General features: G+C 68.5%; 19 protein-coding genes and 2 pseudogenes. 12 read left to right on the top strand and 9 right to left on the bottom strand.

Annotated elements, in window-relative coordinates:
* Window positions 1-64 precede the first annotated feature (64 nt).
* Window positions 65-223, top strand: a complete 159-nt coding sequence (locus tag KGA66_RS31675) for a 3-keto-5-aminohexanoate cleavage protein (protein WP_246508009.1) — start codon at window positions 65-67, stop codon at window positions 221-223.
* Between the two features lie 59 nt (window positions 224-282).
* On the opposite strand, the gene KGA66_RS31670 is transcribed toward KGA66_RS31675, so the two are convergent.
* The 3 genes and pseudogenes from KGA66_RS31670 to KGA66_RS32135 all read right to left on the bottom strand — a co-directional run.
* Window positions 283-477: a hypothetical protein gene (locus tag KGA66_RS31670; RefSeq protein WP_246508008.1), complete on the bottom strand. Its 195-nt coding sequence runs from the start codon at window positions 475-477 to the stop codon at window positions 283-285.
* A gap of 11 nt (window positions 478-488) precedes the next feature.
* Window positions 489-899 carry an integrase core domain-containing protein gene (locus KGA66_RS17300; protein ID WP_211469176.1) on the bottom strand — a complete coding sequence of 137 codons (411 nt, stop codon included), beginning with the start codon at window positions 897-899 and terminating at the stop codon, window positions 489-491.
* Between the two features lie 193 nt (window positions 900-1092).
* Window positions 1093-1272: pseudogene (locus tag KGA66_RS32135) on the bottom strand (IS3 family transposase); the annotation flags it as partial.
* Window positions 1273-1763: 491 nt separating this feature from the next.
* Between KGA66_RS32135 and KGA66_RS17290 the strand changes: the two are divergent.
* Both KGA66_RS17290 and KGA66_RS17285 read left to right on the top strand, forming a co-directional pair.
* Window positions 1764-2549 (top strand): hypothetical protein, encoded by a 786-nt coding sequence (locus KGA66_RS17290; RefSeq protein ID WP_211469175.1) that lies wholly within the window; start codon window positions 1764-1766, stop codon window positions 2547-2549.
* 61 nt (window positions 2550-2610) lie between these two features.
* Complete coding sequence (locus KGA66_RS17285; RefSeq protein ID WP_211469174.1) at window positions 2611-3021, top strand: hypothetical protein; 411 nt, start codon at window positions 2611-2613, stop codon at window positions 3019-3021.
* Window positions 3022-3200: 179 nt separating this feature from the next.
* On the opposite strand, the gene KGA66_RS17280 is transcribed toward KGA66_RS17285, so the two are convergent.
* Window positions 3201-3614 carry a PIN domain-containing protein gene (locus KGA66_RS17280; RefSeq protein ID WP_211469173.1) on the bottom strand — a complete coding sequence of 138 codons (414 nt, stop codon included), beginning with the start codon at window positions 3612-3614 and terminating at the stop codon, window positions 3201-3203.
* Window positions 3611-3853, bottom strand: coding sequence for a type II toxin-antitoxin system VapB family antitoxin (locus tag KGA66_RS17275; RefSeq protein ID WP_312886957.1), 243 nt, complete (start codon window positions 3851-3853; stop codon window positions 3611-3613). The genes KGA66_RS17280 and KGA66_RS17275 overlap by 4 nt, the downstream gene beginning before the upstream one ends.
* 307 nt (window positions 3854-4160) lie before the next feature.
* Here KGA66_RS17275 and KGA66_RS17270 point away from each other — a divergent pair, with 307 nt between their 5' ends.
* The 4 genes from KGA66_RS17270 to KGA66_RS17255 all read left to right on the top strand — a co-directional run bounded on the left by KGA66_RS17270 (window position 4161) and on the right by KGA66_RS17255 (window position 5922).
* Window positions 4161-4640: an IS3 family transposase gene (locus tag KGA66_RS17270; RefSeq protein ID WP_211469172.1), complete on the top strand. Its 480-nt coding sequence runs from the start codon at window positions 4161-4163 to the stop codon at window positions 4638-4640.
* Between the two features lie 145 nt (window positions 4641-4785).
* A complete protein-coding gene (locus KGA66_RS17265; protein ID WP_211469171.1) occupies window positions 4786-5202 on the top strand; it encodes an integrase core domain-containing protein in 417 nt (138 codons plus the stop codon).
* A 195-nt stretch (window positions 5203-5397) separates the two neighbouring features.
* Window positions 5398-5661: a hypothetical protein gene (locus KGA66_RS17260; RefSeq protein ID WP_211469170.1), complete on the top strand. Its 264-nt coding sequence runs from the start codon at window positions 5398-5400 to the stop codon at window positions 5659-5661.
* A gap of 120 nt (window positions 5662-5781) precedes the next feature.
* Window positions 5782-5922, top strand: a complete 141-nt coding sequence (locus KGA66_RS17255) for a PIN domain-containing protein (RefSeq protein WP_211469169.1) — start codon at window positions 5782-5784, stop codon at window positions 5920-5922.
* Between the two features lie 168 nt (window positions 5923-6090).
* On the opposite strand, the pseudogene KGA66_RS32125 reads toward KGA66_RS17255, so the two are convergent.
* Window positions 6091-6943, bottom strand: a pseudogene (locus KGA66_RS32125) (integrase core domain-containing protein).
* Window positions 6944-7685: 742 nt separating this feature from the next.
* Between KGA66_RS32125 and KGA66_RS17245 the strand changes: the two are divergent.
* The 5 genes from KGA66_RS17245 (at window position 7686) to KGA66_RS32120 (ending at window position 11826) form a co-directional block, all read left to right on the top strand.
* Complete coding sequence (locus KGA66_RS17245; RefSeq protein WP_211469167.1) at window positions 7686-7964, top strand: hypothetical protein; 279 nt, start codon at window positions 7686-7688, stop codon at window positions 7962-7964.
* Complete coding sequence (locus KGA66_RS17240) at window positions 7961-8425, top strand: type II toxin-antitoxin system VapC family toxin (RefSeq protein ID WP_211469166.1); 465 nt, start codon at window positions 7961-7963, stop codon at window positions 8423-8425. Before KGA66_RS17245 ends, KGA66_RS17240 begins: the two co-directional genes overlap by 4 nt.
* Window positions 8426-8586: 161 nt before the next feature.
* Window positions 8587-10011 (top strand): hypothetical protein, encoded by a 1425-nt coding sequence (locus KGA66_RS17235; RefSeq protein WP_211469165.1) that lies wholly within the window; start codon window positions 8587-8589, stop codon window positions 10009-10011.
* 73 nt (window positions 10012-10084) lie between these two features.
* Window positions 10085-11434 (top strand): hypothetical protein, encoded by a 1350-nt coding sequence (locus KGA66_RS17230; protein ID WP_211469164.1) that lies wholly within the window; start codon window positions 10085-10087, stop codon window positions 11432-11434.
* Window positions 11435-11643: 209 nt separating this feature from the next.
* Entirely contained in the window at window positions 11644-11826 is a 183-nt protein-coding gene (locus KGA66_RS32120; protein WP_211469205.1) for a transposase, read from the top strand.
* A gap of 170 nt (window positions 11827-11996) precedes the next feature.
* Here the strand turns inward: KGA66_RS32120 and KGA66_RS17220 are convergent, their stop codons facing one another.
* The 3 genes from KGA66_RS17220 to KGA66_RS17210 are packed head-to-tail and all read right to left on the bottom strand — an operon-like array spanning window position 11997 to window position 13828.
* A complete protein-coding gene (locus KGA66_RS17220) occupies window positions 11997-12194 on the bottom strand; it encodes a hypothetical protein (protein WP_211469163.1) in 198 nt (65 codons plus the stop codon).
* A 15-nt stretch (window positions 12195-12209) separates the two neighbouring features.
* Window positions 12210-12884 (bottom strand): hypothetical protein, encoded by a 675-nt coding sequence (locus KGA66_RS17215; protein WP_211469162.1) that lies wholly within the window; start codon window positions 12882-12884, stop codon window positions 12210-12212.
* Window positions 12885-12895: 11 nt separating this feature from the next.
* A complete protein-coding gene (locus KGA66_RS17210; RefSeq protein ID WP_211469161.1) occupies window positions 12896-13828 on the bottom strand; it encodes a hypothetical protein in 933 nt (310 codons plus the stop codon).
* Window positions 13829-13989: the final 161 nt, after the last annotated feature.

Here is a 13989-nt window from a genome sequence, read left to right as displayed (position 1 = left end):
GGCTCCCGCAAATGCGACTGCGGCCCGCAGCTCGACGCGGCACTCGCCATGATCGCCGCGGACCGTGCGGATCGCCCGGGAACTCGGCCGCGAGTCGGCCACACCCGCCGAGGCGCGCGAGATCATCGGCCTGACGCCGATCAGCCGGCTCGCCACCGACACCGCCCGCTCACACCGGTGGAACCCGGGCGCCGACTACGAGGAACTCGCCCGGCGCGTCTAGTTGCGCAACTGCCGGCTGCTGGTCGCCGCGCACCCGGATCCCTCCTCGGTACGAACGGCCTACGAGATCGGCTGCGGCACCGGGAACCTCACCGCGCTGATCGCGGCGGCCTGCACCAGGGCGCTGATCACCGCCGGGAAATCTCCGGATCGATGCTGGAGGCGGCGCGCGCCAAGGGAATGGGCGAGCGGGTGTCCTTCACCCGCGGTGACTTCCTGGACCTGCCCGTCTGTGATGTCGGCATGTTCGTTCACCTCCCCTTGCATTACGTGGCCGCTGACATGCGCTGTTGCCAGGCGGTTCGTGTTTCTACCGGGGTCTGGTAGCCGAGTGAGGAGTGCAGGCGCCGCTCGTTGTCAAGCGTGATCCAGTTCTTGATGTCGCGGCGGGCCGTAGCACGATCAGGCCAGCACTCGACGCCGAACTCGGTCTTGATCGTGGCGAAGAAGGATTCGGCGGCCGCGCCATCGAGACAAGAACCGGTACGACCGGTGCTCTGCCGGATATCCAGCCGCGAGAGCGCGTTCCGGTAAGCCTTCGCATGGTATTGACCACCACGGTCCGTGTGCGTGATTGCGTTGCCGACGACCAACCGTGTGCGGTGGGCCGCAGCGATCGCCTCCACCGCAAGCCTCGCGCGCATGTGCGGCGCGACGGCATGGCCGATCACTGCCATACAGGTCCACGGCTGTGGCCAGGTACAGCCATCCCTCATCGGTCGGGAAACAGCTGATGTCTCCAACCAGCTTCACACGCCGGATCAGGTCCGGGACCGCCGCCGCGTTAGCGTCCGGCCTGGTCAGATTCCGGCGTTTGCGGCGGGTGACTCCGGCGATGCCCTGCTGGCGCATCAGCCGGGCTACGATTCGGCGGCCGACCGGGATGCCTTGGCGCTGCAGTTCGCGGGTGACACGGAGCGCACCGTGGGCCGGATGCGCCGTGTGCACCTCGATGATCACGGCGGTCAGCCGCTGATCGTCGTACTCGCGTTCACGGCGTTTCGCCTGGCTTCGAGCCCAAGCGCGGTAGTTGCCACCGTGGGTGACCATGATCCTGCACGGCCGCCTCACGCCGAACCGGCCGCGGCGCGCGTGCACAAACGCGAAGCGCTCCCCCGCCGGAGCCTGATGGATCAACGCAGCCGCCGCCTCGCGAAGGATCTCGTTCTCAGCATGCAGATCCTCGATGTGGGGACCTGGCCATCCCATCGCGCCGCGTCCGCGCGTACGATCTCGCACGCGGCGGCGACGCCGCGCAACTGCTCCACCGCCAGGAAGCCGAACGGGCCGCCGGGCGTACCTCGCAGGTACGGCGGGGTGGTCGCTCACGTAGGAGCCGGCGATCGGATCAAGGTCACGGCCAGCCGTGGCGCGGCACGGGTAATTCGGCTGGGGAAGACGACCTTTTACGAGCGCGCACGGCGCAAGCTGCGTGCCAGCGGTAGTGCCGAGGCGGACTGAGGGTATGCGGACCGGGTGTTCCTGAAGACTGACGTGGTCAAGTCGTAGTCGAGTGGCTGGCAGCGGGCGAGGGAGGCGTTATGGCCGGAGCTGGCGAGGATGACGTGGGCGCAGAGCGCGGTGGGGGCGGCGCGGAGCGGGCGCCGGACGCTCAGGTCGCCGCGATTGTTGGCGAGCTCGCTACGACCGAGGACGCCGCGCCGCAGCGGTTGAAGGGGCCGCTTTCGCGGCTCGCCGGGGTTCTGCGGCGCGGGTTTTCCGGGGGTGGGCGCGGCGCCCAGCTGACAGGGCAGTGGCTCGTCGATCAGGTGCTGGCGATGGCGCCTCGGTTGCCGGTGCGCGATCAGGCGACGTTGTGGCGTCAGCACCCTGGTCTGTCTGCGGACGAGCTGGCCGACGTGTTGATCGAGGGGGCTGCGCGGGCGAGTGGTGCGATCGGGGGCGCCGTGGGTGTGTGGGCGGTGCTGCCGGTCGCGCCGCTGTTCGCGGTGGAGGTCGCGACGGAGACGGTCGCGGTCGTCGGGATCGAGATCAAGCTGATCGCTGAGCTGCATGAGGTTTACGGCCTTCGGGCGCCCGGTTCTGGCGTCGAACGGATGATCAGCTATACGAGCGCGTGGGCCGATCGGCGTGGCGTTTCACTCGCGCCTGGAACTATCGCGCTTGCCATCGGACCGGCACTGCGCGGACGGCTCACCCGGCGGCTGACTCGCCGCGCGGCGCGCAGCACGATCTCGCTCGGACCGCTGCTGAGTGGCGCGGCGGCTGGTGCTTGGGCGAACCGGCGGGAGACGCGTCGGCTCGGGCGGACGGTCCGAGCCCAGCTGCAACGCGCGGTGAGTGAAGGTCGGTTGTTAGAGGGTTGAGGCGGAGGCCGGGCGTCGAGATCAGACCTCTTAGATATCAACGGATTCCCGTCGTGACTCCATGGAAGCTTCAGGTTTATCCGAGATCTTCCATTTGCCCGAATTCTGGAAGAAGATCATGAAAGAGAGTAACGGCTACCTGCTGGCGCACTACGCGATCACTTCCCTGATCTGCCGCGCGGCCACCGAGACCGACCCCGACCGGATCAAGTTCACCGCCACCTTGCGCCTGGCACGCCGCCGGATCGGTGATCCGGCGGCCTTTTCCCCCCTGACCGCCAAGCGGTCCTGCACGCTGAGGCCGTCGCGGAGATCACCGCACGGCGCAACCTCAACCCGATCCGCCGGCACCGTTCCTACCCCGCGTCGTCAAACGCGCACGCCACAACTCCTACCGCGTCAAGCGTGCACCCGATACCGGAACCCGGCACGCCGGACCCGCCACCATCGAAGCATGCCGTCGTTGTTGTAGGCATAGCCGACTGTTTCGGCGGGCAGTCCGCCGCCGAGGGTGTAGGTGTCGCCGCCGTGCAGTCCGAGGACGCTGCTGTAAGCATGGGTGATCTTCCAGGTTTTGGCGAGCGTGCCGACCTGGGTGCTCGCGGGGATGGTGGTCTCCTCGCCAAGAGATTCGCTCCAGGTTCATCGCGTTCAGGCCCGCGCGTTACGCTCGCGCAGTTCAGGCAGGACACGGGCGAGGGCCGAGAAGTCGTTGTCCACGTGCAAGACGGTCAGATCGTGGTGGACTGCCGTCGCGGCCACCAGCAGATCGATCACGCCGGGCCCGCGGTGCTGTGAGTGCCCGGTCAGCTCGTACTGGGCACGCTCGGCCCACCGCCACGGGTCCTTCGGCATACCCACCGGCGGGAACAGCTCATCGACATCGGCTTCCAGTTCCGCGCGATGCGCCGCACTGCGCGCCCCGAACAGCACCTCAAGCCGAGTGGGCACGCAGTGGCGCAGCAGGCCCTCGGCCAGGAACGGCAGCCAACGAAGCCGCAGGTCATCCTCATTGCGCAGGATCCGCCACACGGCACTGGTGTCGATCAGGTAGGCGTCGCTCACTGCGCGGGCGCCCCGGGCCCGGGTGCGGCGCCCTTGCGGTGCTCCCAAGCCGAGACGGCCGCGTCGAACTCGCCGCGCTCGTAGCGCTCGGCCATCCGCTCCAGGGCGGCCAAGCGGCGCCGGCGAGCGTTGACCTCGCGCAACGCGGTGTTCACCGTGTCCTTCTTGGTGGCGGTGCCCAGATTGCGCATCGCCTGCTCCAACTCATCATCGTCCAAGTCGATCTGCGTGACGGTCACCGGCGCTCCTCCCGCATGTATTCAATCAATGTCCATACTCTAGAGCATTCATGTATATCGCGCGAGTGCAGGTGCCGATTGGGTGCAGATCCGATACGGGTGACACGTTGGGGTGGTTCGCAGGGTTTTGGGGTGTAGCCGTCGGATGTGGCTCCTAGCTGGAGTGCGCACGGTTTTCGACACCACTTCGGCGTCCGTGCTGGTTGAGATCCGTGTCCTGCGAACTCGGTTCGGGGATACGGCGCCCAAGGTACGGCACGGTTCGGCAACTCGACGCGGCGCGGCGCGGCCGGAAGAGTGCGGCAGAGTGCTTGCTCATGTCTGCCCCCGCCGCGCTCGCCGCGAACTTTCCGCCGTTGCCGGATACCCGCACGCCGAGGTGCGCGAGTTGCGGCGTGAGATCCAGCGGTTGCCGGTGGAGAACAAGGTCCTGCGCGAGGCTGCGGAACCGTTGATCCATCACGCCGCGGCACGTGAGCGCTTCGCGTTCATCCACGCCCGGCTTGCCCGGTTCGGCATCCGGCGGCCGTGCCGGATCCCGGTGACCGATCACAACAACTACCACGCCCGGGTTCGGGCCCAGGCCCGGCGGGTCGAGCGTGGGATCGACGAGCGGGAGCTGACCGCGTGGATCGTCGAGCTCCACACGGCGTACCCGGCTCACGGGGCCGAGCACGTGACTCGGGAGTTGAAACGCCAGGGCATGCAGGCCGGGCGGCGCCGAGTGGCGAGGTTGATGCGGGAGCAGGGCATCACCGGGATCACCCGCCGCAAACGAAGGAACTAGACCAAGCCCGACGCCGGCGCGGCTACGGTCCCGGATCTGATCCGCCGCCAGTTCACCGCGCCGACGCCCGGACTCAAGCCGGTCGGGGACATCAGCTGTTTCCCGACCATTGAGGGCCGGCCTGCCTCGCGACAGTCCTGGACCTGTGTACCAAGGAGTTGACCGGATACGCGATCGCTCCGCACATGCGGGCGAGTCTCGCACCGAGGCGATCACGGCCGCCCACCGCACCGGCCCGGTCGCCGGAAACGCGATCACGCACACAGACCGCGGATCGCAGTACCACGCGACGATCCACCGGAACGCACTACGGCGCCTGGAGATCCGCCAGAGCACCAGCCCTACCGGGTCGTGCCTGGACAGCGCGGCGGCCGAGTCGTTCTTCGCCACGATCAAGACCGAGATCGGCGCCGACGCATGGCCCCACCGGGCCACGGCACGCCACGACATCAGGAACTGGATCAAGCAGTACAACAAACGACGCCTGCACTGCGCCCCCTGCTACCAGACCCCGACGGAAACACGAACCGCCTGGCAGAAACGCATGCCCACCGGGCAATAAGCCACGTGGTGCCGAAAACCGTGCGCACCCCAGGTGGTCTGAACCATTCCCTCCCACACCGGCTCACGCGATCCACCGTGATCCCTCCCACAGTCACGATCATAAGAGGGATCATGAAACGTGGCCCCGCCATGCTGACGCCAGCCTGACCGCCAGGTTCAGCCCGATCGCCACACCCGACGTTACCCTGGATACATGACGATCGCACCTCACGGACCGGCGATTCACCGGTTGGTGGACCAGCTCGCTCCTGAACAGGCCGAGGCACTGTACGTGCTCCTTCGCGGCATGGTCAGCGAGCCGGAGAACGGGCAGCAAGGCGCCAATGCGCCCGAGCCGCAGTCGCCGACCGAACCGCGTCACCGCTTCGCTTTCATCGGCATCATGGACGGCGAACCGGATCTGGCCGAGCGCTCCACGCAGATCCTGCGCGAGGAACTGGGGAACCCCGCCGCGTGATCGTCGTCGACACCGGCGTCCTGGTCGCTGCCGTCAACCGCCGCGACAAGTTCCACACCTCGTGCGCCGCATTCCTGGACCAGACCACGGAAGTGCTACGCGGATCTGCCGCTGGACGCAGTGGACGCGGCAGTCATCGCCACGGCTGAACGGCTCAACACCGGCAGGATCGCCACGGTAGACCGCAAGGACTTTCGGATCATCGCACCGGCGCATCGCGAAACCTTCGAGTTGCTGCCCGCCGACCTCGGACACGGCTGAGGGTTCGAGAAGGCCGTCGGGCTTGTACGACCAGGGTTCGCGCTCCAGCACGATCCGGCCGGGCAGCGGTGCGGAGATCCAGCACCCGCTCGAGAACGAGACTCTGCGCGAGGCGACGCAGCCGCCGATCCATCACGCTGCCCCTGCCGAAAACCCCGTCCGTGCAGGTCAGGCGGCATGCTCGTATTCGTGCAGGGTGCCGCCGAGTCGGTCGCGTCGTCGGATGTCGAGATGGGTGATCTGGCCTGGATCGGTGATCGGAGCGGGTAGTAGGTGGAGTGGGCGGGCGTTGGCGATGCCTTGGTGCGGCCGGTGTTCGTTGTAGAAGTGCTCGAACTCCCGTAGGGCGTGTAGTAAGTGGGCCCGGTTCCAGATCAAGGTGCGGTCCAGCAGCTCGCGCCGGCAGGTCTGCACCCACCGTTCCATGATGGAGTTCATCCGCGGCATCCGGACGCCGCTGAGCACGAACCCGATCCCCGCGTCCGCCAGGACGGCGTCGAACAGGCCGGAGTACTCCCCGTCCCGGTCCCGGATCAGGAACCGCTCCCGGGCGCCGGCGTGCTGCAGATCCATCACCAGATTCCTCCCGGTCTGGGTCACCCAGGACGCGGTCGGGTGCGCGGTGGCGCCCAGGACCCTGATTCTCCGGCTGGCGTGCTCGATCACCGCGAACACGTGCAGTCTGGCCCCGGACAGGGTGACCGTCTCGAAGCTTGGGCCGCGACTGATCGGCGTGGCGGCGCGCGATCAGGTCGCGGTGCCAGCGCAGAACGGTATCCGGGCGCACCACCAGATGCAGGCTCGTGAGCACACGTCTGGGTAGCCGGTGCAGCAGTGCCGCGAGCAGGGCTCGATCGCTCGGGGTGAACCGCACCCGGTCCAGACCGAACTGCCGCTGCAGGATCAAGAGCTGATGGCGTAAGGCGAGTATCTCGGCGGTCTTGTCCCGATCGCTCATCGGAAGCAGCCGCAACATCGCGAACGCGTTCGCCACGCCAAGGTAAGCCAGTCGCAGCAGCACGACCGACCACCATGCCACAGCAACCGCCAGACATGAGAACGTTCCGCCGTTCGCTATCGCACGCTACATCGGCCTCACGCGTACGCTAACTCTGACCAGCACGGATGAGGTTGTCGGCAAGGGCAGCGACCACCGACGCAGCCACCCATCACCGTCGCACCGGCCATCCACGCATTGCGCGACAACCGGCGCACGGCACCGGCAGAACACGATCAGAAACGGTGGAGTGGCCCGACCAACGGATTCGACCCCGCTTTTCCCACGGGCGCTTTCGTTACAAACCGGCGACCGAGATCCATCCGGCTCCCTCCCACTTCCCTCCCACCACCAGCTGACACTACGTCAGGTGGTCTGAACCATACGGAGAGAAACGGGGCATATGTGCAGCTTACCCGCCTGGTTGGATGTCCAACCTCGGTAGGGCGGGTGGGACTCGAACCCGCGACCCAAGGATTATGAGTCCACTGCTATACGTGCCATGATTCACTATTCTCGTTCAGAATATGCCGAATCATGCCGGTCCGTCCATGCCTCGTCCCACCGAACCGCCATCCCATGACGACCGCTGCCGGGCGATGCCGGGACGTTCGCTCGCCCAACACTCGCCCACGCAAGCGCAGCCAACACGACGACCCTCCTGTACGCTCGCCCACCGCTCGCCAATGCAATGCACCAGGGCGATCCGGGCCATGCGACGCGCGCGCCGCTCGCGAGATCACCCCCGCAGTGTATGATTCCGAGTATGACTATCGATGCGACGGAGCGATTCCACGGTCGGGCCAAACGCGTCACGATCACCCTGCCCGAGGACCTGGAGGCCGCCGTCAAGGCGGAGATCGGGGACCGGGAGTTCTCCGCGTACATCACCGAAGCCGTGGCCCGACGCTACCAACTCGACCAGCTCGCCAAACTCCTCGACGAGATGGACCAGGAATCCGGCCCCGTGCCCGATGACGTGCGGTCGGAAGTCGCCTCCTGGTGGCCCGATGCCTATGGCCACCAGGCCCAGGGCGCCGCGTGAGCACGACCCGTACCCCAGCGAAACGGCACCTCGCTCCCGCCGAACGCCCAGGCGGCACCCTCGTACTCGACAGCCAGGGCTTAGTCGCCTTCGCCGACCAGAACACCACCGCTCGCGCTGCCGCCGAGGGAGTCCTCGCCCGCGGCGGCCAAATCGTGATAGCCGCCACCACACTGACCGAGGTGCTGCGCGGCAGCGCACGAGACACCAAGATCCACCGTGTCCTCAAGACCATCACCCAGGAACCCATCACCCCCCAGCTAGCGCGCCAGGCCGGTGAACTGCTCGGCCGCAGCGGACTCGACGGCCACACACACGCCCTCGACTCCCTCGTCGCCGCCGTCGCCCTGGCCTGTCCCAGACCCGTGCTCCTGCTCACCAGCGACGTCGACGACCTGACCCAGCTCACCGAAGAACCCGACAAACCCAAACACGCGCGCATCGCCGTCCACCACGTCTGAAACCAGGCGACCCGAATAGGACGGCGCCACTGCGGGGCAGCAATGCTCGACACCTAATCGCGCCGCTGCCATCACCACAGCCGCGCCGCCCGATCATCGGCCAAGTGCGCGGCAGTGGCTCATGAACCGGGCGAACGATGGCACAATCGGCATCCGTGCCGATGAACCTGACCGACCGGATCCTGGCCGACTTCGAGATCTGGTGCGCCCGCCACGCCGCGCCCGGCGACTCGCCTGAGCGGCAGAGCCAGCGCGCGTACATGCTGCTCGACGGGCGGGCGCGCTGGGGTGGCCGCGCCAATCCGCTGTTGTGGCGCAGCGGTGATGTACACGCCGTTCTGTACAACATCGCTGTGCGCAAACTCACCGACGTGTGCGGCCTGGCCGAGCACGGCGTCGAAACGCTGCGGGCCTATCTGGAATATCTCGAACAGGAGGACCGCTTCCACGCCTCCAGCGCCAAGCTCGCCGCCTTGCTGCGCGAACTGGAGCGCGCGGCGGCGCAGTTCCCCGCGGCGATGGCGGACCCGCGCCGCTACGCCATGGCCAAGCGGTTCATGACGGCCGCCCGCGAGGCCGGGGTCGACGTGGCCGACGACAGCGCCATGCAAGCCTGGCTCGACCGATTCAACGCATGCCCCGCCGCCGAGCGTGCCGAATTCCTCGGCCCGCTGTGCGACGAACGTCCGGAACTGGTCACCGCGCAGTTCGTCAACGACGGCGCCGTGATCGCCGCAGTGGCACCAGGCCGCATCGCCCAGTACCGGGCCAGTGCGATTGCGCGCGAACGGCCGTGCGCCTGCGGCTATCCTCCGGTGCGGCTCGCACCGCCCGAGTCGCTCGCCCGCGACGCCGCGTCGGCGCTGACGCTGCGCCGACTCGCCGCCATCGCCGAATGGTGCGCGCCTGGCCGGGCAGTCGGGCGCCAGGGCGCGCCCGTCGGCCGAGAGCTGGCGCAGCTGTGCGGACAGGTAGGTGTCGAAACGCCTGCCGCTTCGAAGATCAAGACTATGGGGGACGTTCCCGAGATGGAGCACCTGTGGCAGCTGGCGGTGGAGCAGGACGTGGTGCGCGCGGGCCGCCGCACTGCGATCCCCGGCCCGCGCGCGGAGCTTTCGATCAAGACTGCCGGAAACGAGGCGGACTGCGAGGCGACACTCGAGCTGTGGCTAAGCGCCTTCCAAGTCGCGGTCATCGACGAAGAGGCGCAGGGGGCGCAGGCCGAGCAGCTCGACCAGATGGTCAAGGCGGTGGTTGCCGAGCTGTACCGGACACAAGGGCCGGTGTCACTGGACGCGATCGAGCGAGCGCTGGAACGGGCCGTGTCGCACGAGGCCGACGACCATGAGGTGTCCGAGCTCTACGTCACGGCTGGGATGCAGACGACCATCGGGCTGCTCGGCCACCTGCACCGGTGCGCCGCCGTCTCGATCGAGGCGGGCGGTCCCCCCGGCGGGCAGAGCACGGACGCAGTACAGGAACGCGATCCGAAACGGGTCCGCGTCGAGCTGACCCCGCTGGGCGTCTACGGCGCGCGCGAATATCTGATCGGGACGGGATGCGACGCACCCCTCGTGGTGGCATGACGTGCAATGTCCACGCGTCTCGCCGCGCCCGAGGGCGCAGCGGCGGATCCGGCGCCGACACTAGAATCTCGCCGTGCCAGTCCCGCGTCAGCGCAAGAAGAAACCGCCGCGTCCCAAGTCCGTCCAGCAGGGGGCCAAGCTCAGAGCGCGGCGTGAGCAGCAGGGGGCGTCGCTCGATCCTGAGCGCGGAGAGCTCGCGCAAGCACTGCTGAACCTGGGCGCTCACCGCCGGCAACTCGACCAGCACCGCGCGGCGATCGCCACCCACGAGGCGCAGACCCGGCTGCCCGAATTAACCACCCTGGCGTCGGAACTCGGCGCGACACGGTTCGAGGACGAGCTGTGCGCGCGGCTCGGCGCCCGGATGCACGCGCTGGCCCAGGCAGAGGCGCTCGAGGAATACGTCAGCCCGGGCCAATTCCTGGAAGCGCTCAACACGGCCGCCGCCGGCGCCGTGCGCCACTCCCTCATCGACCGGGATCCGCACGCCTGGCACGCCCCCTGGCTGCTCCTGAGTACCCTGGCCGCGATCGCATCAGACCCCTACGACGACGCTGTGCGCAGGGCGATCGCCGCACTACGGGCCGGGCGCGGCGGGCATATCCTGCCCGCGCTCGCCGTCCTCACCCCTACCGGCGCCGCCCAGTGGACCCGGGATGCCTACGGCAGCCGCTTCGCCGTCACCGTCCCCTTCCCCTCGTCCGAAGGCCCGGACCGTTGGTATCTGTGGGACATCGACGCCTGCGGATATTCCCACTTCACCGTGAACAGCGGCTACTTCCCCGACTCCGCGCACGCGCTGGCGGCGTGGCAGGTCGTCGTCGGTCCCGCCGCCACAGACGGCTGCGTCCTAGCGCCCGTGGATGATCCCGGCCTGCTGTCCGAACTATTGCCCACTGACCAGGGCATTCTGGAGCCGGGCGGCGAGACCGCGAGCCAGTTCGCCGAGTACCACCGCTCGCGACGCCTAGCCGATGAACTGCGCGAGGCACTGGCCCGCACCGGCATGCCCCCGGCAGCCCGCAGCACAAGACCCGAGACGCCAGAGCCGTCCACGTGCGCCCGACAGTTCACCTCATGGCTCGCCGAGCACCGGCCCGACGCGCCCGCCCCGCCGGACCAAGCAGAGCTTGTCGATGCACTGGCCCGCGACTGGTTCGAGGGCGAGATCCCGCAGCTGAAGGCCACCTGCTCGCCGCACCGCGTCGCAGTGTTCGCCGAACACCTCCGGGACTACTACCAGGAAGACTTCGCCCGCCAACTGACGGCACTTTTACCCCACTGGATCACCTGGTTCGCCGAACACAGCGGCCTGCCCCCGCACCTGGCCGAACGCTGCCAGCCCTACGCGCACGGCGAGCCCCACCCGGCACAACACCCCAACGGCCGCGGTCTGAACATGCTCGCCTGCGTCCAGGAATAGCCGACCGCGTCGCCGACCCTGGTTGATCGGATTCGGAAAGCGCTGGCTGGAGACCTTGGCCCGGTCGGCACCGGCCGCAGACCTTTGCGACCTGACGGCCGCGGCACGCACTGCGCTGCGCAGGTTGGCCGCCGTGATCAGCACCTGGCCGAGGAGATCGCCGACGCAGACGCCGAACTGGCACCCCTGGTAGCCCACGCCGCTTTGGCCTGCTCGCGCTTCCCGGCGTCGGCACCGAGACCGCCGCCCAGCCGCTGACCACCGCCGGAGACAACCCCGACCGGCTCGCGTCCGAGGCATCCTTCGCGCACCTGTGCGCCGCAGCACCCGTCCCGGCCAGCTCCGGACCCACACACTCACCCGCCACCGCCTGGACCGCGGCAGCGACCTGAGGGTGCCGGAAACGTCGTCCGTGCAGGCTAGAGGATTCAGTTCGCCGTGCACGGGGCCGTGGCGTTACTGCGGTTTCCCGCATGTCGTGGGTGAAGCTGCGACAGGATGACCGCTCGTGCTGGTGCGCTTAGCCTATCTCGCGATGAGCAACGCCTTCGCGGCCCTTCGGCTACCACTGCAGCCGTACGATCCTGGCCTTGCCCTCGGCAAGTAGCAGCGACGCGGTGGACTGGACCAGGGCCTTGGCCTGCTGCTCGGGCAGCTGGTAATCGGAGCCGCGCAGCAGCCACAGAAGTTCGTACACTCCGAGGATATCGGCTTTCAGGTGGTCGAGGGCTTCCTGCCACAACCACTCGGCGGCGCTCACCCGGCTCATGTGGCTCTACCCGCCGTACCGCTGCGCCGCCGCCTTGATCAGATCGGTGACATCCAGGGGCTCGCCGTCGTCGTCGAAGCTGTTCTCAACACCAAGAGCCACGGCGCGGCCGAAGTAGGTGAGCTCGCCCGGTTCAGCCTCGGCGCCGAGCAAAGCATTGATATCGGTGAGCGCTGCCGCCAACCGCGACGCATTGCACTGATACACCTCGGGGTGCGGCCGCCCCGTGAAGTCGTAGGGCATCCACACGTCGTGGAACACCTCCACCTGGACCCACGGGTCGCCGGGCAGCAGGTCCACGGTGATGCGCAGCAGGCCGTCATCGGCGTGCGCGGCGCCGTCAGCGTCGTACCAGGATCCCGGCCCTTCGAGCTCGATCTCACCGGGCACGGCCCGCTCGGGCAGCTCGTCGGGGCGCGCGGCGACGACCGCCGCCAGCACGGCCGGATCGTCCAGCGCGCCCGTAGGCTGCACGACGGCGCACACCTGGGGAACCCTGACGCCGTCCAGACTCCAGGCACTGACAATCCGGGGCGCGGTCAGCAGCCCATGCCGGGCGGCGATCTCGGCGATCCGGGCGGCCAGCGCATACTGGGCTTGCAGACCGGGCTCCAGGTGGCGCGGAAACCACATCCAGGAGGCGATGTCCCGGGGAGCGCGCAGCAGGGGGGTCGTTGTCATCGTCGATGGCCTCAGTGGTCAGGGTATACGGCGGCGCCGGGCGGGAAGGTCAGATCGCGCCCGTCCGCGAAGCGGAGATGCAGGGTGATGTTCTTCGCCGCCGCCCGGCTGCTCAGCAGCTGCCGCGTCGCATCGTCCAGCGCGGTGGACGGCTCATGCACGTCCATCAACGCGACACGCAGGCCGGACGGGGCGTTGACCAGTTGCGCGATGGCCTTTCGGGAGGCGGAGTCCAGGCCTGCGACGCGCTGGACATCCTTGAGCTGGTATCCCGCCGCCAGGCTGTGATCAACCGCCCGGGTACCCACGTCGATGTCGAAGTGGCTCTGCCCGGGCTGCTCCTTCATCTCGAACAACAGGTTCCGGTGCCCCAGCCGGTGGAGATCGTCGGCATGCCGAAGCGACATCATCGCCGCCGGCCGCGCATCGGCCATCTTGAACTGGCTGAGCACCTCGCGATACTCGTCCGCGCCCTCCAGGTGCCCGCGCGCGATCAGCTCGGCGGCGTCCGCCCCCATCGGGCTCTTCTTGCTTTTCGGCGCGTCGAAGATCTTCTGCCGGTCGTTCGGCGGGAACTTCATCCGCTCCAGCGCCGCGCGCACCCCGGCCTCCTGCCCCGGGCGCATCGGCCCGGACGCGGGCCAGCGCTCCAGACCCGAGCCCAGCGCCCCACCCGCCGCAGCCTCGCGCGGCGCTAACGCGGAGGATATTCGCGTGCGCAGCGCGGCCTGCGCCTCCCCGCCGACCCCGGTCACGCTCGCCTGCGCAGAGCCCGACGCCGCGGCGGTTTCGCGGTTCCCGACCGAGGACAGCCTCCCCGTCGCCTCCGCCTCGACCGCCTCCGTGCGCCCGGCCACGCCATCGGCCCCGTCGGCGACCGAGTGAAACGCGTTGCCCAACGCCTTCTCCGTATCGTGCACCGCAGGAATCAGGTCCTCCGCCACACCCTGCTCCAGCGCCTTCGCCGGCCTGCTGCTCACCCGAAACTCGCCCCGGACAGCCGGCCCACCAGCACCTGGGCGTGCGCCGTCACCGTCTCGGCGTGCCCGCGCATGACCTGCGCGTGCGTGCGCAACTCGTCGGGATGTATCCGGTATCCCCACCC

Source organism: Actinocrinis puniceicyclus (assembly GCF_018283645.1).
GTDB lineage: Bacteria > Actinomycetota > Actinomycetes > Streptomycetales > Catenulisporaceae > Actinocrinis > Actinocrinis puniceicyclus.
The sequence above is the reverse complement of the archived record's forward strand: the minus strand, read 5'-3'. Positions and strand labels throughout refer to the sequence as shown.